At 67.3% G+C, this 24,261-nt stretch carries 21 protein-coding genes and 1 riboswitch; of the genes, 12 read left to right on the top strand and 9 right to left on the bottom strand.

The window, feature by feature from the left end; genetic code table 11:
* Positions 1 to 38 precede the first annotated feature (38 nt).
* The 3 genes from OGL92_RS09530 to ahcY form a co-directional block, all read right to left on the bottom strand.
* On the bottom strand, positions 39 to 1,814 hold the full coding sequence (locus tag OGL92_RS09530) for a DEAD/DEAH box helicase (protein WP_263143191.1): 1,776 nt from the start codon (positions 1,812 to 1,814) through the stop codon (positions 39 to 41).
* Between the two features lie 387 nt (positions 1,815 to 2,201).
* Positions 2,202 to 3,050: a methylenetetrahydrofolate reductase [NAD(P)H] gene (gene metF / locus OGL92_RS09535; RefSeq protein ID WP_263143192.1), complete on the bottom strand. Its 849-nt coding sequence runs from the start codon at positions 3,048 to 3,050 to the stop codon at positions 2,202 to 2,204.
* A gap of 108 nt (positions 3,051 to 3,158) precedes the next feature.
* A complete protein-coding gene (ahcY, locus tag OGL92_RS09540) occupies positions 3,159 to 4,568 on the bottom strand; it encodes an adenosylhomocysteinase (RefSeq protein WP_263143193.1) in 1,410 nt (469 codons plus the stop codon).
* 24 nt (positions 4,569 to 4,592) lie between these two features.
* Positions 4,593 to 4,700: riboswitch (S-adenosyl-L-homocysteine riboswitch) on the bottom strand.
* 167 nt (positions 4,701 to 4,867) lie between these two features.
* On the opposite strand from ahcY, the gene OGL92_RS09545 reads away from it, so the two are divergent.
* From OGL92_RS09545 to OGL92_RS09555, 3 genes are all read left to right on the top strand, one after another.
* Complete coding sequence (locus OGL92_RS09545; RefSeq protein WP_263143194.1) at positions 4,868 to 5,257, top strand: hotdog domain-containing protein; 390 nt, start codon at positions 4,868 to 4,870, stop codon at positions 5,255 to 5,257.
* A gap of 134 nt (positions 5,258 to 5,391) precedes the next feature.
* On the top strand, positions 5,392 to 5,829 hold the full coding sequence (locus OGL92_RS09550; RefSeq protein WP_263143196.1) for a hypothetical protein: 438 nt from the start codon (positions 5,392 to 5,394) through the stop codon (positions 5,827 to 5,829).
* 135 nt (positions 5,830 to 5,964) lie between these two features.
* On the top strand, positions 5,965 to 6,408 hold the full coding sequence (locus OGL92_RS09555) for a cytochrome c (protein ID WP_263143197.1): 444 nt from the start codon (positions 5,965 to 5,967) through the stop codon (positions 6,406 to 6,408).
* On the opposite strand, the gene ligB is transcribed toward OGL92_RS09555, so the two are convergent.
* The 4 genes from ligB to OGL92_RS09575 form a co-directional block, all read right to left on the bottom strand.
* The gene (ligB, locus tag OGL92_RS09560) at positions 6,402 to 8,087 is read right to left on the bottom strand and encodes an NAD-dependent DNA ligase LigB (protein ID WP_263143199.1); all 1,686 of its coding nucleotides are present in this window, start codon (positions 8,085 to 8,087) and stop codon (positions 6,402 to 6,404) included. The genes OGL92_RS09555 and ligB overlap by 7 nt on opposite strands.
* A gap of 296 nt (positions 8,088 to 8,383) precedes the next feature.
* On the bottom strand, positions 8,384 to 9,574 hold the full coding sequence (gene metK / locus OGL92_RS09565) for a methionine adenosyltransferase (RefSeq protein ID WP_263143201.1): 1,191 nt from the start codon (positions 9,572 to 9,574) through the stop codon (positions 8,384 to 8,386).
* Between the two features lie 13 nt (positions 9,575 to 9,587).
* Positions 9,588 to 10,583, bottom strand: a complete 996-nt coding sequence (locus OGL92_RS09570) for a metalloregulator ArsR/SmtB family transcription factor (protein WP_263143202.1) — start codon at positions 10,581 to 10,583, stop codon at positions 9,588 to 9,590.
* Positions 10,584 to 10,629: 46 nt separating this feature from the next.
* A complete protein-coding gene (locus OGL92_RS09575; RefSeq protein ID WP_263143204.1) occupies positions 10,630 to 11,541 on the bottom strand; it encodes a LysR family transcriptional regulator in 912 nt (303 codons plus the stop codon).
* 108 nt (positions 11,542 to 11,649) lie between these two features.
* On the opposite strand from OGL92_RS09575, the gene OGL92_RS09580 reads away from it, so the two are divergent.
* From OGL92_RS09580 to OGL92_RS09620, 9 genes are all read left to right on the top strand, one after another.
* On the top strand, positions 11,650 to 12,768 hold the full coding sequence (locus OGL92_RS09580; RefSeq protein WP_263143205.1) for a TDT family transporter: 1,119 nt from the start codon (positions 11,650 to 11,652) through the stop codon (positions 12,766 to 12,768).
* A 157-nt stretch (positions 12,769 to 12,925) separates the two neighbouring features.
* Positions 12,926 to 14,923 carry a transketolase gene (gene tkt, locus OGL92_RS09585; RefSeq protein WP_263143206.1) on the top strand — a complete coding sequence of 666 codons (1,998 nt, stop codon included), beginning with the start codon at positions 12,926 to 12,928 and terminating at the stop codon, positions 14,921 to 14,923.
* Between the two features lie 118 nt (positions 14,924 to 15,041).
* Complete coding sequence (epd, locus tag OGL92_RS09590; protein WP_263143207.1) at positions 15,042 to 16,100, top strand: erythrose-4-phosphate dehydrogenase; 1,059 nt, start codon at positions 15,042 to 15,044, stop codon at positions 16,098 to 16,100.
* A gap of 5 nt (positions 16,101 to 16,105) precedes the next feature.
* Positions 16,106 to 17,263: a phosphoglycerate kinase gene (locus OGL92_RS09595; RefSeq protein ID WP_263143208.1), complete on the top strand. Its 1,158-nt coding sequence runs from the start codon at positions 16,106 to 16,108 to the stop codon at positions 17,261 to 17,263.
* 66 nt (positions 17,264 to 17,329) lie between these two features.
* Positions 17,330 to 17,524 (top strand): hypothetical protein, encoded by a 195-nt coding sequence (locus OGL92_RS09600; protein WP_263143209.1) that lies wholly within the window; start codon positions 17,330 to 17,332, stop codon positions 17,522 to 17,524.
* 101 nt (positions 17,525 to 17,625) lie between these two features.
* The gene (locus tag OGL92_RS09605; protein WP_263143211.1) at positions 17,626 to 17,940 is read left to right on the top strand and encodes an MliC family protein; all 315 of its coding nucleotides are present in this window, start codon (positions 17,626 to 17,628) and stop codon (positions 17,938 to 17,940) included.
* 147 nt (positions 17,941 to 18,087) lie between these two features.
* Complete coding sequence (gene fba / locus OGL92_RS09610; RefSeq protein WP_263143213.1) at positions 18,088 to 19,152, top strand: class II fructose-bisphosphate aldolase; 1,065 nt, start codon at positions 18,088 to 18,090, stop codon at positions 19,150 to 19,152.
* 228 nt (positions 19,153 to 19,380) lie between these two features.
* Complete coding sequence (locus tag OGL92_RS09615) at positions 19,381 to 21,816, top strand: collagenase (RefSeq protein WP_263143216.1); 2,436 nt, start codon at positions 19,381 to 19,383, stop codon at positions 21,814 to 21,816.
* Between the two features lie 137 nt (positions 21,817 to 21,953).
* Positions 21,954 to 22,448, top strand: coding sequence for a M48 family metallopeptidase (locus OGL92_RS09620; protein ID WP_263143218.1), 495 nt, complete (start codon positions 21,954 to 21,956; stop codon positions 22,446 to 22,448).
* 18 nt (positions 22,449 to 22,466) lie between these two features.
* Here the strand turns inward: OGL92_RS09620 and OGL92_RS09625 are convergent, their stop codons facing one another.
* Positions 22,467 to 23,150, bottom strand: a complete 684-nt coding sequence (locus OGL92_RS09625; RefSeq protein WP_263143219.1) for a polysaccharide lyase family 7 protein — start codon at positions 23,148 to 23,150, stop codon at positions 22,467 to 22,469.
* A gap of 488 nt (positions 23,151 to 23,638) precedes the next feature.
* Complete coding sequence (locus OGL92_RS09630; protein WP_263143222.1) at positions 23,639 to 24,115, bottom strand: GreA/GreB family elongation factor; 477 nt, start codon at positions 24,113 to 24,115, stop codon at positions 23,639 to 23,641.
* Between the last annotated feature and the right edge of the window lie 146 nt (positions 24,116 to 24,261).

Genomic DNA, 24,261 nt, shown 5'->3' on the forward strand with positions numbered 1-24,261 from the left:
TCACCCGAAGCGGGGCGGCGCGAAGCCGCCCCGTTCGTTCAGCGGTTGCGGGTCAGCAAGGCCGGCTTCTCGCCGCGCGGCTTGTTGTTCTGCAACTGATCCAGCTGTTCCGACGTGGGAAAACGCTCGCGCGATTCCTTGTGGATGATCTTCGGCTGCGGCTTGGTGCGGCTGTCCTGCACCGCGGGCTCCTGACGATCGCTGCGCGCGGAATCGCGGCGGCTGTCGTCGCGACGCCCTTGTCCACCGGTGTTCCCCCGGGGCTGGCCACCGCGTGCGGCAGGCTTGCCCGCGGCACCCGCGCCGCCGCCTGGACGGCCCTTGCCCGGAGCGGCTTGCGCCGGACTGCGTTGACCGCGGGGTTGAGGCTTCGGCTGCACCGGTACGTAGTCGGCGCGGTTGCCAAAGTTGTCGTAATCGTCATCGAGGAATTCTTCCGGATCACGATCCGAAGCCGGCTTCGGCGCACGCGCTTCGCTGGGTTTCCGTTCGGCCGACGCGGCCGCTTGCGCCTTGCCTTTGCGGGGAGCCTGGCGGCTCCCCGCGGGCTGACGCTCCTCGTTTTTTCCCTTGCGCGGCTCGGCGGAGGCCTGCCCGGCGCGCGGCGCGCGGGTCTGGCGCGTAGGACGCGGTTCGCGCACTTCCGGCTTCTCCGCTTCCACGCTGCTGGCGTCGAAACCCTGCGGGTCGCCGTCGGGGATGCGCTGCTTGGTCAGGCGCTCGATGCCCTTGAGCAGCTTTTCCTCGTCCGGCGATACCAGGGAAATCGCTTCGCCGCTACGCCCGGCACGACCGGTGCGGCCGATGCGGTGCACGTAGTCTTCCTCGACGTTGGGCAGCTCGAAGTTGACCACGTGAGGCAACTGGTCGATGTCCAGGCCGCGGGCGGCGATGTCGGTGGCCACGAGGATGCGGATGGCGTTGGCCTTGAAGTCCGCCAGGGCCTTGGTCCGGGCGTTCTGGCTCTTGTTGCCGTGGATCGCCTGGGCCGGCAGGCCGTGCTTGTCGAGGTACTCGGCGAGCCGGTTGGCGCCGTGCTTGGTGCGGGTGAACACCAGCACCTGCTCCCAGGCACCCTGGGTGATCAGGTGGGCCAGCAGGGCGCGCTTGTGGCTCGCCTGGAGGCGGAACACCCGTTGTTCGATACGCTCGACCGTGGTGTTCGGCGGGGTGACCTGGATGCGCTCGGGATCGTGCAGCAGCTTGTTCGCCAGGTCGGTGATGTCTTTGGAGAAGGTGGCCGAGAACAGCAGGTTCTGCCGTTTGGTCGGCAGCTTGGCCAGGACCTTCTTCACGTCGTGGATGAAGCCCATGTCGAGCATCCGGTCGGCTTCGTCGAGCACGAGGATTTCCACGTGGGACAGGTCGATGGCCTTCTGGTTGGCCAGGTCCAGCAGCCGGCCGGGGCAGGCCACCAGGACGTCGACGCCCTTGGAGAGGGCCTGGACCTGCGGGTTCATGCCGACGCCACCGAAGATGCAGGCGCTGACCAGGGGCAGGTCGCGGGCGTACAGCTTGAAGCTTTCGTGGACCTGGGCGGCCAGTTCGCGAGTCGGGGTGAGCACCAGCACACGGGGCTGGCGGGGGCCATGGCGTTGCGACTTGTCCGGATGGCCACCGGGGAAGAGGATTTCGAGTACCGGCAGGGCGAAGCCGCCGGTCTTGCCTGTGCCCGTCTGGGCAGCGACCATCAGATCGCGACCTTGCAACACGGCGGGGATGGCCCGCTGTTGCACCGGAGTGGGCTGAGTGTAGCCGGCGGCCTCGACGGCGCGGGCCAAAGCCTCGGAGAGACCGAGGGAAGCAAAGGACATGAGCGATCCTGTCTAGTATGGGCTGGGCCCGATGGGAATCAGCCTGGCGCGAATCGCCGGTGGCGAGAGATCCAGGGTTGGAGAGCTCTGCAGGGCGCGATCCCGTCCGGTCTCGCTGGGCCACTGTGGGCCGAGCGTCCGGGCGTAAGCCTGGCGGGAAGGGCGAGTATAACAGAGCCGCATAATCGCGCAGCTACCCTGCTGCTCAACGGTTATGCCTGTCAAGTCGCAGGAAAAGGGCAGGGCGGCCAGGCCGCCCTGCGGTGAAACCGACCCATGACGGCCGCGAATCCATTCTTGACGATGGGCTTCCGGGCGGCGTGGCCGCGATCGCTGCGACCCGTCCCTCGGGGGCGGGCGCAGCGGACATCGTCCGGGCTGCCGCCTTCAGCGTTGCAGGCCGAGATTGCGGCAGATCGCCAGGCTGGGGTCCGCCTGGTTCAGCGTATAGAAATGCAGCCCCGGGGCGCCGCCCTTCAACAGCCGTTCGCACAACTGGGTGACCACCTGCTCGCCGAATGCCTGGATGCTGGCCATGTCGTCGGCATAGGCCTCCAGCTGCTTGCGCACCCAGCGGGGGATTTCGGTCCCGCAGGCGTCGGAGAAGCGCGCCAGCTTGCTGTAGTTGGTGATCGGCATGATGCCCGGCACGATGGGGATGTCCACGCCCAGCTTGCGCACGCGCTCGACGAAATAGAAATAGCTGTCGGCGCTGAAGAAATACTGGGTGATGGCGCTGTCGGCACCGGCCCTGGCCTTGCGCACGAAGTTCGTCAGGTCGGCCTCGAAGTCCCGCGCCTGCGGGTGCACTTCGGGGTAGGCGGCGACTTCCACGTGGAAGTGGTCGCCGGTCTCGGCGCGAATGAACTCCACCAGTTCGTTGGCGTAGCGCAATTCGCCGCTGGCCATGCCCATCCCGGACGGCAGGTCGCCGCGCAGGGCGACGATGCGCCGGATGCCGGCGGCCTTGTAGCGCTCCAGCAGCGTGCGCAGATCGGCCTTGGTATCGCCGACGCAGGACAGGTGCGGCGCGGTCGGCACCTTCACCTCGCCGTCCAGCTCCAGCACGGTGCTCAGGGTGCGGTCGCGGGTCGAGCCGCCGGCGCCATAGGTGCAGGAGAAGAAGTCCGGACGCTCGCTGGCCAGCCGACGTGCATGGGCCAACAGTTTTTCATGCCCGGCTTCGGTCTTGGCGGGGAAGAATTCGAAGCTGACGTTGGGGCGGGAAGAAATCATCGCGAATTCCGTCGGGCGGGCCGGCCCGGAGGCGACCCGCCCCGTTGGGGTGGTCGTAGCGGTGGGCCGTGCCCTGCGGCCGGCCCACCCTGGCGCGTGCAGCCGGGCTCAGTAGCGGTAGCTGTCCGGCTTGAACGGGCCCTCGGGGTTCACGCCGATGTATTCGGCCTGCTTGTCGGTCAGGCGAGTCACCACGCCCCCGAAGCCCCTGACCATTTCCAGCGCGACTTCCTCGTCCAGTTTCTTCGGCAGGACCATCACGGTGACGTTCTGGGTCTTCTCCACCACCGGCAGGTCGGCGAACTTCTCGTTGAACAGGTGGATCTGCGCCAGCACCTGGTTGGCGAAGGAACCGTCCATGATCCGGCTCGGGTGGCCGGTGGCATTGCCCAGGTTCACCAGGCGACCCTCGGCCAGCAGGATCAGGTAGTCGTCGTTGTGCGGATCGAAACCGTCCTTGCCGGTGCGGTGGATCTTGTGCACCTGCGGCTTGACCTCTTCCCAGGCCCAGGTCTTGCGCATGAAGGCGGTGTCGATCTCGTTGTCGAAGTGGCCGATGTTGCAGACCACCGCACGCTTCTTCAGCGCCTTGAGCATCGGCGCGTCGCAGACGTTGGCGTTGCCGGTGGTGGTGACGATCAGGTCGATCTTGCCCAGCAGCGCGGCGTCGACGCAGCCTTCGCTGCCGTCGTTGAGGCCGTCCTTGTAGGGCGAGACCACTTCATAACCGTCCATGCAGGCCTGCATGGCGCAGATCGGGTCGATTTCCGAGACCTTGACGATCATGCCTTCCTGGCGCAGGGACGCGGCGGACCCCTTGCCCACGTCGCCGTAGCCGATCACCAGCGCCTGCTTGCCGGAGAGCAGGTGGTCGGTGCCGCGCTTGATGGCGTCGTTGAGGCTGTGGCGGCAGCCGTACTTGTTGTCGTTCTTGCTCTTGGTCACCGAGTCGTTGACGTTGATCGCCGGGACTTTCAGGGTGCCGGCCTTGAGCATGTCGAGCAAGCGGTGCACGCCGGTGGTGGTCTCCTCGGTGATGCCGTGGACCTTCTCCAGCACGTGCGGGTACTTGTCGTGGAGGATCTGGGTCAGGTCGCCGCCGTCGTCGAGGATCATGTTGGCGTCCCACGGCTTGCCATCCTTGAGGATGGTTTGCTCGATGCACCATTCGTATTCTTCCTCGGTCTCGCCCTTCCAGGCGAATACCGGGATGCCGGCGGCGGCGATCGCCGCGGCGGCCTGATCCTGGGTGGAGAAGATGTTGCAGGACGACCAGCGCACTTCCGCGCCCAGGGCGATCAGGGTCTCGATCAGCACGGCGGTCTGGATGGTCATGTGGATGCAGCCGAGGATCTTCGCGCCCTTGAGCGGTTGTTCGCCGGCGTACTTGCGGCGCAGGCCCATCAGCGCGGGCATTTCCGACTCGGCGATGATGGTTTCGCGGCGGCCCCAGGCGGCCAGGGAAATGTCGGCGACCTTGTAGTCGGTGAAACCGGCGGGCGTCATTACAGCGCTCATGAAATGAGTTCTCCATTCGTTGTCTGCGAATGGGCGCCGTTGATGCGTTTACAGGGCCGGGGGATGGCCGCTGTGGAGACGCTCCCTCCGAGCCTGACAGGCAAACGGCCTGCTGCAGCGCCCCTCGGATGGGTGGCGGAGCGGCCAAGGCTGGCCGCCGTGAAACCCGTGGATTATAGCCAGGTCGGGCGGCGAGCCCAAGCGTTCTGTCGAGGCAGGCCGTCCGGATCCGCCGGAAACCGGCGGCGCCCTTCGCGCGTAACTGGCATGCTGCCGCCTCTTCCCTGCCGAGACCTTCCATGAACTTCCATACGCGCAAATGGGTGAAGCCCGAAGACCTCAACCCCAACGGCAGCCTGTTCGGCGGCAGCCTGCTGAGATGGATAGACGAGGAGGCGGCGATCTACGCCATCGTCCAGCTCGGCAACCAGCGGGTGGTGACCAAGTTCATGTCCGAGATCAATTTCGTCAGCACCGCCCACCAGAGCGACATCATCGAAATGGGGCTGGCCGTCACCGCCTTCGGGCGCACCTCGCTGACCCTGAGCTGCGAGGTGCGCAACAAGATCACCCGCAAGAGCATCCTCACCATCGAACGGATCGTCTTCGTCAACCTCGACGAGAACGGCCGTCCCGCGGCCCATGGCAAGACCGAGAAGGACTACCTGCAGGACGAGCGCAGCGACTGAGGCGAGCCCCCGCGGAATCGGCTCCAGGCCGCGGCAACCGTGGGTCGCGGTCGGCGAACTCTTGGAGAAAGGCCGGGGTCACAGCTTCGAGGCCGCCTTCCGGCGGCGAGCACGGAATGCGGGAGATACCGACCATGTCCAGCCTATTGCGCAGCGCTGCATTCGTCCTGATGGGGGCCGGCAGCCTGCCGGCTTTCGCCGAATCCTGTTATGTCACCACCGAGCCGGCCATGGCCGGGCCGAGCGGGGCGCATACCCAGCTCTGTTATGAGCACCAGGGCATGGACGCCGGTTCCCTGGACTGGTCGTGCAACAACAGCACCAAGGACGTGCAGAAGACCCACAAGGAAAAGCGCGGCAGTTGCCCGACCGGTTATTTCGGCTCCTGCACCGCGGCGCTGACCCAGGAGGCCCTCGGCAACCAGGCGTCGTCGGGCCGCAAGGGCGAGCCCACCACCGCGCCGCAGATTCCCGAGGGCGCCACCCTGGTGACCCATTACTACCAGGTCCAGGACAAGGGGCAGGCCCGGGTCGACTGCGAGAACGGCGGCGGCCAGTGGTCCACGCCCTGACGGCTTTCCGGCGGTGCCGTCCGTGGGGCGCGGTACCGCGCGGTACGGACGCTGCGACAAAGCGTCGCCCTGCTTGGTATTTCCCGGGCATCTGCGGATACTGGCGCCGCCTTGTATCACCGTGACTCCTAGCCCATGAAAACCAGAATCATCCTGCCGCTCCTGGCCGTGCTGGCACTGTCCGCCTGCGGCGGCGTCGACCCCAATTCGCCCTTGGGCAAGCGCAAGGCCATCTTCAAGGACATGCTGCACACCAGCGAAGACCTCGGCGGCATGCTGCGCGGGCGGTTGAAGTTCGACGAACAGCGCTTCAGCGCCGACGCCCTCAAGCTGGACCAACTGTCGGCCCAGCCCTGGCAGCATTTCCCCCAGGCCAAGGAAGACAAGAGCAGCGCCCGCGACGACGTCTGGCAACGCCAGGCGCGCTTCCAGGCCCTGGCCGACGACTTGCAGGCGCACACCCGGCGACTGGCCGAAGCCAGCGCTGCCCGCCCCCTCGAACCGAACGCCGTGGAACCGCTGGTGAAGCGGGTCGAGGACAGTTGCGAGGCCTGCCACAAGGAATTCCGCGCCTACTGAAAGCCTTCGATCCCCGCCTGGCGCAGCCGCTCCCGTAGCGCCAGGACCTCCGGGTGTCGGAAGAACGCGGCCAGGCGTCGCGCGCGCGTGGCCCCTACGCCGTCGAGCTGGCGCCAGGCGCTTTCGTCGCGCGCGGCCAGCGTACGCCAGTCGCCCGCCAGCGGCGCGGCTCCGGCGGGCGGCATGCCCAGGGCACGCAACCATTGCCCGAATGGTCGCTCGCGGGCGCTGGCGAAGGCGCGCTCCACCCGCGCCGCGCGGCGTTCGGCGAAGCCCGGCAGGCGGGCCAGGGCCTGGGCGTCCAGGGCCAGCCAGTCGAGCAGGCCGTCCAGCTTGCCGGCCTCGCGCAGGGCGACCCAGGTCCCCGGTCCCAACCCCTCCAGGCGCAAGCCCTTGGCCCCGCCGAGCCACTCCAGGCGCGCCTGGAACTGGCTGGCGCAACCGGGCGTCGGGCGCCAGCAGGTAAGGAAGTCGTAAGCCGCCGGATCGGGCATGTCCAGCGCCGGGCGCTCGCGGGCGTGCCAGGCCACGCCGTCCAGGTGCGGGATGGTCTGGCCGGCGAAGCTCACTTCGATGTAATCGCCCGGGCGGATGTCCAGTGTCTGCCAGCGCGACAGCGAGCCGGCGCTGACCCGGCGCACGCGGCGTCCGTCCAGGTCCACCGGGAACAGATTGACGACCGGCGTGATGCGGCCGCTGCGGCCGATTTGGAAGGCCACCGAGCGGACCTCGGCCAGGGCGCGGGCCGCAGGATACTTCCAGGCCACCGCCCAGGCCGGCGGCTCGGCGCGCCAGCGTTCCGCCGGGGGGCGCTGACCCTGGCGGATCACCACGCCGTCGCGGGCGAAGGGCAGTGGTTCGCGGTACCAGCGCTCGCGCCATTGGGCCGCCTCTTGCGCCGTTCGCAGCGGCAGGGTCAGGTGCGCGCTGTCGGCGAAGCCGAGGCGTTCCAGCCCGGCAAGCCGTTCTTGCATCCGCTCCGGGCCGTTCGGCCAGTCCCAGACGAACAGGCCGATGTTCGCCAGGCTGGCGGCGGGTTGGTCCTGCCGTGCCAGGGCGCCCGCCACCTGGGCCCGAGCGTTGGCGCCGCCGGCCCGGGCCTGGACGTGCTCCGGCAGGCGCCAGTACAGCTCTCCTTGCAGGATCAGTTCGCCGGACCCCTCCGCCAGTTGCGCCGGGATGGCCGGGATGTGCCCTGCCTTGGCCGTCCAGTCCTGGCCACTGGTGCCGTCGCCGCGGCTGATGGCCGTCTCGAGCTTGCCGTCGCGGTAGACCAGGGTGACCGCCACGCCGTCCACCTTGGGCTGGATCCACAGGTCGTCGCGGCGGGCCATCCACTGGTGGACCGCCGCGATGTCCTTGAGCTTGGCCAGGCCGGTCTGCGCCACCGGGTGGCGGCGCTCGCCGGCCGCCGTGCGCAAGGGGGCGGGGGCCGGCGAGGCCTGCTCGGGGAAGCAGGCGCTCCAGCCGTCGCGTCGGGTGCGGGCCTGGTCGTAGAGGGCGTCGTCGACCGTCGAGACGCCCTGGCGGTAATAGGCGTCGTCCCACTCGGCCAGCCGCCGGTCCAGGGCCTGCAGTTCTTCGGCGGCGCGCGCGGCGGTCCAGTCGGGGCAGTCCGGCGCGGCATGCAGGGGAAGGCAGGGGAGGCCGCACAGCACCAACGCGATCCAGCGGTTCATCGGGAGCATCCTTGCTCGGAGGTGAAAGCCGCAGTCTAGCCAAGGATGCCGAGTCGTCGACCCTCCCTGGCCTGTGGGTGCTGGCACAGGCGCTTATCCTCCAGCGGTCGGCGGTCGCACTTACGCCGACCGCTGGAGGGGCCGGCCGTCACAGCGACAGCGTATCGATCAGCCCGCCCGGCCCTAGCCTGTGCCCCGCGACGTCAGCCGCGAGCGCGCTCGTCGAGGCCTTCGGTTGAAAAAGCCGGCCATGAAAAAGCCCCGCCGAAGCGGGGCTCGGGTGGCGCGCCGGAGGCTCAGAGCCCGGCGGCGGCCCGCAGGGCGTCGGCCTTGTCGGTCTTTTCCCAGGTGAAAGTGGTGAAGCTGTCGTCGCCGACGGTGACCCGCTCCGGCGTGCGGCCGAAGTGGCCGTAGGCGGCGGTAGCCTGGTACATCGGGTGCAGCAGGTCGAGCATCTTGGTGATCGCGTAAGGACGCAGGTCGAAGTGTTCGCGCACCAGCGCGACGATCTTGTCGTCGCCGATCTTGCCGGTGCCGAAGGTGTTGATCGAGATGGAGGTCGGCAGGGCCACGCCGATGGCGTAGGACACCTGGATTTCGCAGCGCTCGGCGAGGCCGGCGGCGACGATGTTCTTCGCCACGTAGCGGCCGGCGTAGGCGGCCGAGCGATCGACCTTGGACGGGTCCTTGCCGGAGAAGGCGCCGCCGCCGTGGCGGGCCATGCCGCCGTAGGAGTCGACGATGATCTTGCGCCCGGTCAGGCCGCAGTCGCCGACCGGGCCGCCGATGATGAAGTTGCCGGTCGGGTTGATGTGGAACTGGGTGTCCTTGTGCAGCAGCTCGGCGGGGATCACGTGCTTGACGATCAACTCCATCACGCCTTCGCGCAGGTCGGCGTACTTCACGTCCGGGTTGTGCTGGGTGGACAGCACGATGGCGTCGATGCCGACCACCTGGCCGTTCTCGTAGCGGCAGGTGACCTGGGATTTCGCGTCCGGGCGCAGCCAGGGCAGCAGGCCGGATTTGCGCGCTTCGGCCTGGCGCTCGACCAGGGCGTGGGAGAAGCGGATCGGTGCCGGCATCAGCACGTCGGTCTCGTTGCTGGCGTAGCCGAACATCAGGCCCTGGTCGCCGGCGCCCTGGTCTTCCGGGCGTGAGCGGTCGACGCCCTGGGCGATATCCACCGACTGCTTGCCGATGATGTTGACGATGCCGCAGGTGGCGCCGTCGAAACCGACCTCGGAGCTGTTGTAGCCGATGTCGAGGATGACCTTGCGCACCAGCTCTTCGAGGTCGACCCAGGCCGAGGTGGTGACTTCGCCGGCGACGATGGCCACGCCGGTCTTCACCAGGGTCTCGCACGCCACGCGGGCGTGCTTGTCCTGGGCGATGATGGCGTCGAGCACGGCATCGGAGATCTGGTCGGCGATCTTGTCCGGATGGCCTTCGGACACGGACTCGGAGGTAAACAGGGAGTATTCGCTCATTTCAGGATCCTATTCATACCTGGGTTTGCTTCGCATCCGGCTTGGCAAAGTGCCGTACCTGAATCTGAAAGCCGTTTCGTAAGCCAATGTAGAGGCTTTCGCCGGGCGTGAGCCCCGCGGCGGCGGCCCAATGGGCCAGTTCCTCCTGTTCGAAGCCGAGCCAGAGATCGCCGCAGGCCTCCCTGGCCCAACTCTGGTCGTGGCGGCACAACTCGGTGATCAACAGGCTGCCGCCGGGCCGCACCCGGCGCGCCAGGTGCCGCAGGGCTTCCGCCGGCACGGCGAAATGATGCAGCACCATGTTCAGTACCACGCAATCGGCCGGGGTTCGCGTCGCGTCGAGGGCGTCGGCGAGGACCAGGTCGACATTGTCCAGCGCATCGGCGCCGCAGCGCATGCGCGCCAGTTCGAGCATCGCCGGGCTGTTGTCCTCGGCCACCACCCGGCTGAAGCGTCGTGCCAGGTCGGGCAGGAAGCCGCCGTCGCCGGGACCGACCTCCAGCGCCGTGGCGCCCGGCGGACGGGGCAGGGCGTCGAGCAGCGCCAGCACGCTGTCGCGGTATTGCGGCAGTCCTGCGATCAGGTCCTGCCGCGCCTGGAAACTGTCGGCGATCCGCGCGAAGAAATCGCTGCTGGCCGCGGCCCGTTGCCGGTGCACCGCGGCGACCCGTTCGCGTACCGCCGACGGCAGGTGCAGGCCGTCCACTTCCATCAGCAGGGCGGTGTGCAGGGCGCCGCCCGGGCGTTCGCTGGCGGGTAGGGCGCGGCGGTAGAAAATCGCATTGCCTTCGCGCCGGCTGGCCACCAGTCCGGCCTGGGCGAGCACCTTCAGGTGGTGGCTGATGCCGGACTGGCCGATGGCGAAGATCTGCGCTAGCTCCAGCACGCCGAACGAATCGTTGGCCAGGGCGCGCAGCACGTTCAGGCGCAGCGGGTCGCCACCGGCCTTGCAGAGGGCGGCGAGGTCGTCGCTGGGCTCGAATCGGAGCTGGGGAACGCGCAGGCTCATGGGAAGCGGAGTCTAGTCGGCGATTTTTCATACAGCAATGGCTGTATCAAAAAGTTTTGATATTGCCGCTCGAGGGTTCCACCTGTTCCAGGACCATGGCGAGGAAGGCCGCCGGCGCCGGGCTCAGGCTGTCGGCGCCACGCCACAACACGTGCAGGTCGCGCTCGATGCGCAGATCGCCCGGCGCCAGGCGACACAGCTTGCCGCTGGCCAGTTCGTCGACCACCACCCGCTCGGACAGCCAGGCGATGCCGCGTCCCTCGGCGATCAGGCGTTTCAGGGCCTCGGTGCTGCCGATGGACATCTGCGGCTCCAGGGCCAGCCCGTGCTCCCGATAGGCCTGCTCGACGCTGGCGCGCGCGCCCGATCCTTCCTCCCGCAGATACAAGGCATGCCCGGCCAGGTCCTCGGCGCGCAGGGATGCCCGCGACGCCAGCGGATGGGCCGGGCCGACCACCGGCAGCAGCGCGTCCCGGGCGATCAGCCGGTGGGCGTAGAGGCTGCGTTCGAAAGGACCCTCGACGAAACCCAGGCCGATGCTGGCGTCGTCCAGCAGCGCCGAGACCTTGCGGGTGTTGCTGACTTGCAGGTCCACCTGCACCTCCGGGTGGTGCGCATGGAAGCGCTCGATCAGCGCCGGCAATACATAGGCGCCGAGGGTGGCGCTGGCACCGAGTCGCAGTTCGCCGCTGACCAGGCTGGCGAAATCGCGCAGTTCGCGTTCCGCCGCCTGTTCCAGGGCGAAGATGCGTTGCGCGTAGTGGAGCAGGCGCCGCCCGCCTTCGGTCAGGGCGACGCCGCGTGGCTGGCGGTCGAACAGGGCCAGCCCGGTGCTGGCTTCCAGCTCGCGGATTTCCCGGGTCACCGCCGGCTGGCTGATATGCAGGCGCGCCGCGCCGGCGCTGATGCCGCCCGCTTCGGCGACGGCGAGGAATACCTTCAGGTGGTGCATGTTCATAATAAAAAGGTATCCACTGGATGCTTAACATGTATTTTCATTATGGAATGGCGATCTCCAGACTGGCCACCCCTTGAGTCTGCACGGGTCCACCCGACCGGAGTCGCCATGCCTCGCCCCTTCACGCGTATGCCCGAGCCTTGGGCCTTCGTCCGCCACTTCACGCCCAACTGGTTCGCCATGACCATGGGCACCGGGGTCTTCGCCCTGGTGGTGGCCGGCCTGCCCTGGCGCTTCCCGGGGCAGGGCTATCTGGCGGAAGGATTGTGGCTGTTCAACCTGGGCCTGTTTGCCTGTTTCGCACTGCTCTTCCTCGCCCGCCTGCTGGTGTTCCGCGAGACCCTGGCGCCGATGCTGCTGCATCCGGTGCAGTCGATGTTCCTCGGCGCGATCCCCATGGGCCTGGCCACCCTGATCAACGGCCTGGTGCTGTTCGGCGGTCCGCGTGGCGGCGCGGGGGTTTACGCGCTGGCCCAGCACCTCTGGTGGTTCGACGCGTGCCTGGCGATCGGCTCGGCGATGCTGGTGCCCTACCTGATGTTCACGCGCCAGGACCACGCCCTGGAGAAGCTCACCGCCGTCTGGCTGCTGCCGATCGTCGCCCCGGAAGTGGCGGCGGCCAGCGCCGGCCTGCTGGTGCCGCACCTGGAGCCGGCCGCGGCGCGGCGGATGCTGGTGATGGGCTACCTGATGTGGGGCATGTCCCTCAGCCTGGCGTTTTCCCTGGTGACGCTGGTGCTGCTGCGGCTGGCCCTGCACAAATTGCCGGATACCGATTTCGCCGCCACCAGTTGGCTGCCCCTGGGGCCCCTCGCCACCGGTTGCCTGGGGTTGCTGACCCTGGGCCGCGATGCGCCCCTCGCGTTCGCCGGCACCTCCCTGCAGGCGGCGGCCGAGCTGGCGCGGGGGTTCGGTCTGGTCGGCGGGCTGGCGTTGTGGGGCGCGGGGCTCTGGTGGCTGGTGATGGCCATGCTGTTCACCCATCGCTACATGCGCCAGCGCATGGCGTTCAACCTCGGCTGGTGGGGCTTCACCTTTCCGCTCGGGGTCTTCGCCCTGGCCACCTTCGAACTGCACCGGCTCACTGGGCTGGACGCCTTCGCCTGGCTCGGCAGCGGGCTCGGGCTGCTGCTGGCGGCCGTCTGGCTGCTGGTCCTGCGGCGAACCTTGGGCGGCATCTGGCATGGCGAACTGTTCCAGGCACCTTGCCTGGCGGGCGCCAACTGAGACGGCGAAGCGGGCCCACAGGGGCGGTCTCCGGCCGTCCGGACGGGGGCGCGGCCGGTTGCAGAACCGCCGATGGGAATCCGGTCATTGCGGGGGCCGGTCGCGCTGGGCGAAAATAGCCGCCCTTTTCAAGCGATACCCCTGCAGGAGATCAGCGATGCCCAGCCGTCGTGAGCGTGCCAATGCCATTCGTGCCCTGAGCATGGATGCCGTGCAGAAAGCCAACAGCGGCCACCCGGGTGCCCCCATGGGCATGGCGGACATCGCCGAAGTGCTCTGGCGCGACTACCTCAAGCACAACCCGGGCAACCCGCACTGGGCCGACCGCGACCGCTTCGTGCTGTCCAACGGCCACGGCTCGATGCTGATCTACTCGCTGCTGCACCTGACCGGCTACGACCTGTCCATCGACGACCTGAAGAATTTCCGCCAACTGCACAGCAAGACCCCGGGCCACCCGGAGTTCGGCTACGCGCCGGGCGTAGAGACCACCACCGGGCCGCTGGGGCAGGGCATCGCCAACGCCGTCGGCTTCGCCCTGGCGGAAAAGATCATGGCCGCCCAGTTCAACCGCGACGGCCACGCCATCGTCGACCACCACACCTACGTGTTCCTCGGCGACGGCTGCATGATGGAGGGCATCTCCCACGAAGTCTGCTCCCTGGCCGGCACCCTCGGCCTGGGCAAGCTGATCGCCTTCTACGACGACAACGGCATTTCCATCGACGGCGAGGTCCACGGCTGGTTCACCGACGACACGCCCAAGCGTTTCGAGGCCTATGGCTGGCAGGTGATCCGCAACGTCGACGGGCACGACGCCGAAGAGATCAAGACCGCCATCGAGACCGCGCGCAAGAGCGAGCAACCTACGCTGATCTGCTGCAAGACCATCATCGGCTTCGGTTCGCCGAACAAGCAGGGCAAGGAAGAAAGCCATGGCGCCGCCCTCGGGGTCGACGAGATCGCCCTGACCCGCGCCGCCCTCGGCTGGAACCATGCCCCCTTCGAGGTGCCGGCCGACCTCTATGCCGAGTGGAGCGCCAAGGAAGCCGGCATCGCCGCCGAGGCCGAGTGGAACCAGCGCTTCGCCGCCTATTCCGCCGCCTACCCGGAACTGGCCAACGAGTTCGTCCGGCGCATGGCCGGCGAATTGCCGGCGGACTTCTCCGAGAAGGCCTCCGCCTTCATCCGTGCGGTGGCCGACAAGGGCGAGACCATCGCCAGCCGCAAGGCCAGCCAGAACTGCCTGAACGCCTTCGGCCCGCTGCTGCCAGAGCTGCTCGGCGGTTCCGCCGACCTGGCTGGCTCCAACCTGACCCTGTGGAAGGGCTGCAAGCCGGTGGTGCAGGAAGACGCCTCGGGCAACTACATGTACTACGGCGTGCGCGAGTTCGGCATGAGCGCGATCATGAACGGCCTCGCCCTGCACGGCGGCCTGATCCCCTACGGCGCGACCTTCCTGATGTTCATGGAGTACGCGCGCAACGCGGTGCGCATGTCGGCGCTGATGAAGCAACGCGTGCTCTACGTGTTCACCCATGACTCCATCGGCCTGGGCGAGGACGGCCCGACTCACCAGCCGGTCGAGCAACTGACCAGTCTGCGCACCACGCCCAACCTGGACACCTGGCGCCCGGCCGACGCGGTGGAAGCCGCGGTGGCCTGGAAACACGCCATCGAGCGCAAGGACGGTCCGAGCGCGCTGATCTTCTCCCGGCAGAACCTGCCGCATAACCTGCGCGACCACGAGACCGAAAGCGCCATCGCCCGCGGCGGCTACGTGCTCAAGGGCTGCGTCGGCGAGCCGGAGCTGATCCTCATCGCCACCGGCTCGGAAGTCGGCCTGGCCATGGCCGCCTACGACAAGCTGACCGAGCAGGGCCGCCAGGTGCGCGTGGTGTCGATGCCGTCGACCAGCGTGTTCGACGCCCAGGACGCCAGCTACAAACAGTCGGTGCTGCCGGTGGAAGTCGGCGCACGGATCGCCATCGAAGCCGCCCATGCCGATTACTGGTACAAGTACGTCGGCCTCGAGGGACGCGTGATCGGCATGACCGGCTACGGCGAATCGGCTCCGGCCGGCGCGCTGTTCGAGCATTTCGGCTTCACCGTCGAGAACGTCCTGGCGACCGCCGAAGAGCTGCTGGAAGACTGAGTCGAGCGAACCCGCAGGGTGGCGCGGGCCCGGCCCGCGCCCTCCGACTCCCGAGGGGCCGCGTGTTCGCGGCCTTTCCCGTGGCCTACGATTCACGCTCGACCGACGCGGAATGCCCATGTCCAAGCCTGCCTACAAAGTCGCCCTGAACGGTTACGGCCGCATCGGCCGTTGCGTGTTGCGCGCGCTCTACGAGCGGGGCGCCGGCGCCGGTTTCGAAATCGTCGCGCTGAACGACCTGGCGGACCAGGCCAGCCTGGAATACCTCACCCGCTTCGATTCCACCCACGGCCGTTTCCCCGGCGACGTGCACGTGGAAGGCGATTGCCTGCACATCAACGGCGATTGCGTGAAGGTGCTGCGCAGCGCCACCCCGGAAGGCATCGACTGGTCCGCGCTGGGCATCGACCTGGTGCTGGAGTGCTCCGGCGCCTACCACACCCGCGCCGACGGCCAGCGGTTCCTCGATGCCGGGGCGCCGCGGGTGCTGTTCTCGCAGCCGATGGCCAGCGAGGCGGACATCGACGCCACCCTGGTCTACGGGGTCAACCACCAGGACCTGCGCGGCCACGAGCGGCTGGTGTCCAACGCGTCCTGCACCACCAACTGCGGCGTGCCGCTGCTCAAGGTGCTGAACGAAGCGATCGGCCTGGACTATGTGTCGATCACCACCATCCACTCGGCGATGAACGACCAGCCGGTGATCGACGCCTATCACCACGAGGATCTGCGCCGCACGCGCTCGGCCTTCCAGTCGGTGATCCCAGTGTCCACTGGTCTGGCGCGGGGCATCGAGCGCCTGCTGCCGGAACTCTCCGGGCGTATCCAGGCCAAAGCGGTGCGTGTACCCACGGTGAACGTGTCCGCGCTGGATATCACCCTGCAAACGGCGCGCGATACCACCGCCGAGGAGGTCAACCGGGTGCTGCGCGAGGCCTCGCGGCACGGCCCGCTGCAGGGGTTGCTGGCCTACACCGAGTTGCCCCACGCCAGTTGCGATTTCAACCACGACCCCCATTCGGCGATCGTCGACGGCAGTCAGACCCGTGTCTCCGGCCCCCGGCTGGTGAACCTGCTGGCCTGGTTCGATAACGAATGGGGCTTCGCCAACCGTATGCTCGACGTCGCCGGCCATTACCTGCGCGTCGCAGCCCCGACAACAGCCCCAAAGGACTGAATTCCATGACCGTGCTGAAGATGACCGACCTCGATCTCCAGGGTAAGCGCGTGCTGATCCGCGAAGATCTCAACGTGCCGGTGAAGGATGGCGTGGTGAAGAGCGATGCGCGCATCCTCGCCGCGTTGCCGAGCATTCGCCTGGCCCTGGAGAAGGGCGCCGCGGTGATGGTCTGCTCGCACCTCGGGCGTCCCACCGAAGGCGAATACTCCGAAGAGAACAGCCTCAAGCCGGTGGCCGACTACCTGAGTCGCGCCCTCGGCCGCGACGTGCCGCTGCTGGCGGACTACCTCGACGGCGTCGAGGTGGAACCTGGCCAGGTGGTGCTGTTCGAGAACGTGCGTTTCAACAAGGGCGAGAAGAAGGACGACGACGAGCTGGCGCAGCGCTACGCCAAGCTGTGCGACGTGTTCGTCATGGATGCCTTCGGCACTGCCCACCGCGCCGAGGGCTCGACCCACGGCGTGGCCAAGTTCGCCAAGATCGCCGCGGCCGGCCCATTGCTGGCGGCCGAGCTGGAGGCCCTGGGCAAGGCCCTGCGCGCCCCGGAAAAACCCATGACGGCGATCGTCGCCGGGTCCAAGGTGTCCACCAAGCTCGACGTGCTCAACAGCCTGAGCGGCATCTGCGACCAGTTGATCGTTGGCGGCGGCATCGCCAACACCTTCCTCGCCGCGGCTGGCTACAAGGTCGGCAAGTCGCTCTACGAGGCGGACCTGCTGGACACCGCCAAGGCCATCGCCGCCAAGGTCAGCGTGCCGCTGCCGGTGGACGTGGTGGTGGCCAAGGCGTTCGCCGAGGATGCCGAGGCGACGGTCAAGGCCATCGCCGACGTCGCCGACGACGACATGATCCTCGACATCGGCCCACAGACCGCCGCGCAGTTCGCCGAACTGCTCAAGGCCGCCAAGACCATCCTGTGGAACGGCCCGGTCGGTGTGTTCGAGTTCGATCAGTTCGGCAACGGTACCCGCACTTTGGCGCTGGCCATCGCGGACAGCCCGGCCTTCTCCATCGCCGGCGGCGGCGATACCCTGGCGGCCATCGACAAATATGGCGTCGGCGAGCGAATTTCCTATATTTCCACCGGCGGCGGCGCCTTCCTCGAATTCGTCGAGGGCAAGGTCCTGCCGGCGGTCGAGGTGCTCGAACGGCGCGGGTGAGACCGGCCAAACGATGGCGGGAGGTCGTGGTCCTTACCTTAAGGACCATAGACAGGAGTTCTCGCCATGCGTAACGCGCTCGTATTCTTCACCCTTTGTTTCAGCTTGGCCGGTTGCGCGGGCGGTTCGTCCGTCAATACCTGCGAAGTGATCAGCCCCTCGCAGGTGATCCTGCCTTCGAACCAGGACGATCAACGGGTCGAGGCGCAGAGTACCGGCGACCCGACCGGCAGCGGTCAGGCGGAACAGCGTTGCCCCTAAGGCCTGGCCCCGGGCGGCGCGGCGAAAGTCACGAGGGCGGCATTGCCGGCCTCATCAATGGATGCAGCGCCGGGAACCCGGCGTCCACCGAGGATTGGCGGATGAAAACGGGCATGACCCTGGTGCTTCTCGCGTTGCTGGCCGGTTGCGCCGGCCAGCGGGACGCCGACGACTGGACCCGCTGGGTTTGCGACAGCGAGGCCGAGGTGCTCTGGCGCTACGTGGATGCCGGGCACTCCATCGTCGACCTGCGCTTGGGCGAAGGCGACGTCGTGCATCACCTGGAAAAGGAACCGGCGGCCTCTGGCGCCTTCTATACCGACGGACGTCTCGCGTTCGACCTGCAAGGCGAACAGGGACTGGTCTACTGGGTCGCCACCGACGACCTGATCGGCCGCGGCTGCAAGGCCCACTGAGGGCCGGCCGTACGAAATCCCGCGGTCGCGCCTGGCGCGGCCGCATCGGCTCCGGGGCAGGCCCGGCCCGATCGAGTTGAACGAGACCTGCCGCTGCGGCAGGCTTCACATCGAAAACAGCCCACCCACTTGGGAGACTGCAAGACAATGGCACTCATCAGCATGCGCCAGATGCTGGATCACGCCGCCGAATTCGGCTATGGCGTACCGGCTTTCAACGTCAATAACCTGGAACAGATGCGCGCCATCATGGAAGCGGCCGACAAGACCGATTCCCCGGTGATCGTGCAGGCCTCCGCCGGCGCCCGCAAATACGCTGGCGCGCCCTTCCTGCGCCACCTGATCCTCGCCGCCATCGAAGAATTCCCGCACATCCCGGTGTGCATGCACCAGGACCACGGCACCAGCCCGGCGGTCTGCCAGCGCTCGATCCAGCTGGGCTTCAGCTCGGTGATGATGGACGGCTCGCTGCGCGAGGACGGCAAGACCCCGGCGGACTACGAGTACAACGTGCGCGTCACCCAGGAAACCGTCGCCATGGCCCATGCCTGCGGCGTGTCCGTGGAAGGCGAGCTGGGTTGCCTGGGCTCCCTGGAAACCGGCCAGGCCGGTGAAGAGGATGGCATCGGCGCGGAAGGCACCCTGGACCACAGCCAGATGCTCACCGACCCGGAGGAAGCCGCGGACTTCGTCAAGAAGACCCAGGTAGACGCCCTGGCCATCGCCATCGGCACCAGCCACGGCGCCTACAAGTTCACCAAGCCGCCCACCGGCGACATCCTCGCCATCGACCGGATCAAGGCGATCCATACCCGCATCCCCAACACCCACCTGGTGATGCACGGTTCGTCCTCGGTGCCACAGGACTGGCTGGCGATCATCAACGAGTTCGGTGGCGACATCAAAGAGACCTACGGCGTCCCGGTGGAGGAGATCGTCGAGGGCATCAAGTACGGCGTGCGCAAGGTGAACATCGACACCGACCTGCGCCTGGCGTCCACCGGGGCGATCCGCCGCTTCATGGCGAAGAACCCCAGCGAGTTCGACCCGCGCAAATACCTGGCGAAGACCGTCGAGGCCATGCGCGACATCTGCATCGCCCGCTACGAGGCGTTCGGCACCGCCGGGCACGCGTCGAAGATCAAGGCGATCTCCCTGGACGACATGTACCTGCGCTATGCCAAGGGCGAGTTGAAACCCCAGGTCAACTGAGCCGCGCGTTACCGAAGAGCCCGCCGCGCGCGGGCTTTTTCGTGTCCGCGTAGCACGTCCCGCGCCGTCCTGCGCGACGGCCGGCGAGGGTTGCGACGGTTTTCGCAGAATTGGAACCCGAGTACCAATTTCGTCGAGAAATAGGTACGAACGTGCTGTTTTGCACGTTGCGCGATTCGTCATTTGGCTAGGCTCCCGGCTCCCACAACCAGAGAGCGGAGCCTTCCCATGCTCAAGGAAACCTCTTTCATGCTGTGCCGCGGCGCCTTGCTGATCGGCCTCAGCCCCTTCGCCGTGGCGATCGCCCAGGCCAACCAGGCCCCCGAGGTTCGCGGCCACGCCGAGTACATCGCCGCCGGGCAGCCCCACAGCAGCTGGATCTGGGCGCGCGACGCCGATCTGGACCGCATCACCTACGCCATCACCCGGCAACCGCGTTCCGGCAGCCTGACCCTGGACTGGAACACCGGACGCTACCGCTACACCCCCAGCGCCGAGGCCGGCCACGATTCCTTCGAGTACCGCGCCACCGACGGCCAGGCCTGGTCGGACACCGCCACCGTGCAATTGACCCTGCTGGCGCAGGATGGCCGCGACGGCAATCGCGCGCCGGTGGCGAGCGACCAGACCCAGCGGGTCGATGCCAGCCGCGAAGTGACCGGTCAACTGATCGCCCGCGACGCCGATGGCGATGCGCTGAGCTATGCGGTGATCGACTGGCCGCGCTTGGGCTCGCTGCGGCTCGACGTGCAGACCGGCCAGTACCGCTACCGCGCCGCCCGCGACGAGGACGGCCAGGACAGCTTCGCTTTCCGCGTCAGCGACGGCCGCGCCCATTCCAGCATCCTCCAGGTCCGGCTCGACCTGCACGCCTCGGGTTCCGCCGAGCCCGAGCCGCCGCAGGACCCGCCGCTCGATCCGACGCTGCACAGCAAGGACGACTTCTCCCCGCTGGTGCGCGAAGTGCTGGACAACGAGTTCTTCGTCGAAACCTTCGACCACCGCAAGGCCGGGCGACTGGAGGACGTACTGGCGGCCATCGACTTCCTCGCCCGCCAGCAGGCGATGGAGGACCCGGACCTGGACCGCCTGCTGTACTTCCTGCGGGCCTACAACTACTACCACGGCCTGGGCAAGGCCGATCCGGCGCAGCAGGCGATGATCGAGCGGGCGCTCTACCAAGTGGCGCAGATGAAGGACCTGCTGGTCTACCAGGCGGCCTCCGGCGCGGTGCTCGAAGGCTACGTGGTGGCTCTCGGCGGCCTCGCCTCGGGCGAGGGCAGCGCGGCGCTGGTGCGTCACTTGCCGCGCCTGCTGGCGCTGCTCGAGCACCTGGATGCGGTGCCGACGCTCAGCGCCGAGAACAGCTACGCCGACGCGGTGTTCGAGACCCTCAACCTGTTCGATCGCTTCGGCTACGCCACCGGCGCGCTGCGCGAGGCGGTGGCGGCGGAGCCGCGCTTCCTCGAGGCCATCGCGCGGCTGGGCAGCGGTCACAACGCGTTGTGGCGCAACAATGACGGCTTCATCGTGATGAACGCCATCGAGGCCCTGGGCAAGCTCCACGGCCTTGGCGACGCGGCCTGGGGCGCGCAGGCCGACCAGGCGGCGCGACGGGTGATGCAGGCTCACCTGGGCGGCGGCAAGCTCGACGATCTGGAGCTGAAGAGCAACTTCCGCAGCTATTACGTCGAGTTCGCCTACCGCGACGACGTGGAAAACAGTTGTTCCAGCCGGTTCGAGGGGCTCTGCCACCGCTTCGAGATCGGCGAGGTGTTGCCGCAGACCCACGTCTGCGGGCCCACCCTGAAGGTCCGCGCGCAGAAACTCGATGCGCCCCATCTCACCCAGATCTGCCAGAGCCTGGCGACCCAGGAGCAGGACTTCCACCGCATCATGCAGACCGGCAACCAGCCGGTGGCCGACGACTACAACCAGGCCCTGGAACTGGTGGTGTTCTCCAGCGCCGAGCAGTACCAGAAGTACGCCGGCCTGCTGTATGGCGTCAGCACCGACAACGGCGGCATCTACATCGAGGGCGACCCGGCCGACCCGGCCAACCAGGCGCGTTTCTTCGCCTATGAGCGGGCCACCCCGACCTGGCAGGTATGGAACCTCAACCACGAATACGTGCATTACCTGGACGGGCGCTTCGACCAGTACGGTCCCTTCGGCCATTACCCGCTGAACCTGACCACCTGGTGGTCCGAGGGCCTGGCCGAATACCTCGCCTGGGGCGATGCCTTCCCCCGTGGTCTGGACGACATCAGCCAGAGCGAGCCCTCCCAGCGTCCGGGGGTCAAGGAGATCCTCAACCTGTCCTACGAGAGCGGCAGCAGCATGGTCTACCACTGGTCCTACACCCTGCACCGTTACCTGCAGACCTTCGACCCGCAGCGCCACCTGGCACTGGCCGGCTACCTGCGGCGCAACGACCTGGCCGGCTACCAGGAGGCCCTGGCCCAGGTGGAACAGGTCCACGGTGGCTACTACCCGGCCTGGCGCGACCAGTTGATCGCCGACTGGAACAGCCGTCCACGCGCCGCCCGGCAACTCGCCAAGGCGGCCGAGGCCGATAGCCTTCGCGAGGCGCGTCCTCATGCCAGCGCCCACCAGCGGCTGCTGGACGAAAAGGCCAGCCTGGCGCGTCCGCCGTTGCGCTGACGGGCACGCGGGACGCGGTTCATCCGCGCCCCGCGGCCGAGGGTGTGAACGCCGTCCGGGTAGCCATCGGCTGCCCGGCGGCCCATGGCGGGGCGATTCGGCTAAACTGCCGCCCCCGACCGTTTCGCCCGCCGATCATGACCGCGCTGACCTACCTCTCCGCCTATCCCGCTTCCGTCCAGGACCAGGTCCGCCGGCTGATCGCCGAAGGCCGCCTGGAGGATTATCTGCAGCGCCGCTACCCGGCCCGGCACGAAATCCAGAGCGACAAGGCCCTGTATGCCTACACGGCGGCGCTGAAGCAGGAGCATCTGCGCAACGCGCCGGCGCTGGACAAGGTGCTCTACGACAACAAGCTCGACGTGGTGCAGCGCGCGCTCGGCCTGCATACCGCGGTCTCGCGGGTGCAGGGCGGCAAGTTGAAGGCGAAGAAGGAAATCCGGATCGCCTCGCTGTTCAAGGACGCGGCGCCCGAGTTCCTGCAGATGATCGTGGTTCACGAGCTGGCCCATTTGAAGGAGTTCGCCCACAACAAGGCGTTCTACCAGCTCTGCGAGTACATGCTACCGGGCTATCACCAGTACGAGTTCGATGCCCGGGTCTACCTCACCTGGCGCGACTTGCGGGCTTGAGTCCCATAAGTCGGGCCCTCAGCGCTTGGCGGCCAGCGCGCGGTGTTCGATCAGCAATTGGTCGAAAGTCGCGCTGCCGGCTTCGGTCTCGTAGCCGCTGTTGTCCTGGATGTAAACGCCTGCCTTGAAGTACAGCGGCTTGGGTGCCCAGGTGGAGGACAACTGGGTCGACCAGGTGCTGCCGTTCAGCTTGATGTTGAGCATCCCGGTGGGCGTCAGGTTGAGGCTGTAGGTGAAGCGCTGGTTCAGCGGAATGCCTTGCAGCAGCGTGTATACCGCCCCCTCCGCGTCGTAGGGGGTGAAGCGGATCTTCGCCACCAGGTTGCCGGTCTTGGTCTTGGGCTTGTACTGGTATTCCAGCTTGAGCATCGGCTTGTCGCTGTTGTACGCGTGGATCTGGCCCACCACCATCTTGCCGCTCGAGGGGACCTGGTTGACCTTCAGGCCGGCGGACAGGAAGTTGTCGGCGGCGGGGTAGGTCCAGTTGCGCAGGCCGCCGCTGGCGAAGGTCTCGCGCAGCTCACTGCGCGGGTAGGCGGCGTTCTGCGTGGTCGACCCATTCACCGGGGTCCAGAAAATCACACCGCCGGTGTTGCTCTTGAAGTAGTAGTCCTGAAAACCACCGACCAGCATCGGGGTGGCAATGGTGGTGGCGGGAACGCCGACAGGAATGGACAGGTTCCAGGTGGACAAATCGATCATGACTGACTCTCCAGAGAGAAATCTCAGTCGGACACATCTCTTCCTCGAGGCAGTAAGACTTACTCGGCTTCCAGCCGGTGACACGGACCAAGCGATGGTGGAAACAGGACGGTTGTCCTGTAAGCCCCGGGATAGGGCGTTCGCGTTGGCTTTATCGTGCAACGGGCCGTTTTGGTTAAGCGCCATTCGTCGTGGTTTTGGCGTCAAAAAAACATTCAGCCGCTTTTTATTCCCTATACCCGAGTTAAATTCTCGGATTTGTCTTTTTTTGAAAAAGGCAAAGCCTTATCCGCAAAAGATTTTTTGGCGCGAGTTTTTTGGCGTTGAAAAAAGGTGGCATTTCGATATGCCAGCACCCTCAGGGGCGCGGTTTCAGGGGCGATTCTGACCAACGGTAGCCTTGCAGGTGAGTAGTCTGAGCCCAAAGCGGTACGAAAGCTGGCCGGGGGCCATCAGTAAAGCTGGTTCGAGGCTCGCCAGGCGAAGGCTCAGGCGATGCGGAGCACCTCGTAGAATTGGCGTCGATTGCCGATGCTCAATTCGACTTCATCGCCCTCGCGTTTACCCAGCAAGGCGGCGCCGAGCGGGGAATGGGGCGTGATGACGCGAACCTCCTGGCCGTCTAAACGCAGGGTCAGGCCGGCCGCATCCGGACCCAGAAACACCTGTTGGCGGTCGCCCTGCGCATCCGCCAGGGTGACCAGGGTGGTGAGCTGGATGCACTGGGTGCAGGGGCGGATTTGCAGCGTCCGGTACGACGCCAGCGCCCGGCGGATCTCATCGGCGCGTCGCGCCTGCCCGGTGGCCAGGTAGGAAGCTTCCAGGCCCAGGGTGTCGTACTTGTTCTCGGCGATGTTTTCCTCGTGGGTGGCCGCCTCATAGGCGGTCCGCGCCGCGTGCTGGGCGTGTTCCAGGTCGACTTGGAGGTGGGCGAGGATCAGCGCGGGCAGGGCGTCTTTGGGCATGGGGCTCGGCGACAACGGAAAGCGGCGGGTCGGCCACTATTCCACGAAAGCCGCACGCCCGGAAGGCGGCGTCGAGAGGCGGTGCAGCGTGGCTGGCGCCCGGGCAGGGCGCGCCAGTCCCCCGGCTTCCCGCGACGTGTTCTCGC

Origin of the sequence: Pseudomonas sp. RIT-PI-AD (assembly GCF_025642785.1) — a bacterium.
Lineage (GTDB): Bacteria > Pseudomonadota > Gammaproteobacteria > Pseudomonadales > Pseudomonadaceae > Pseudomonas_T.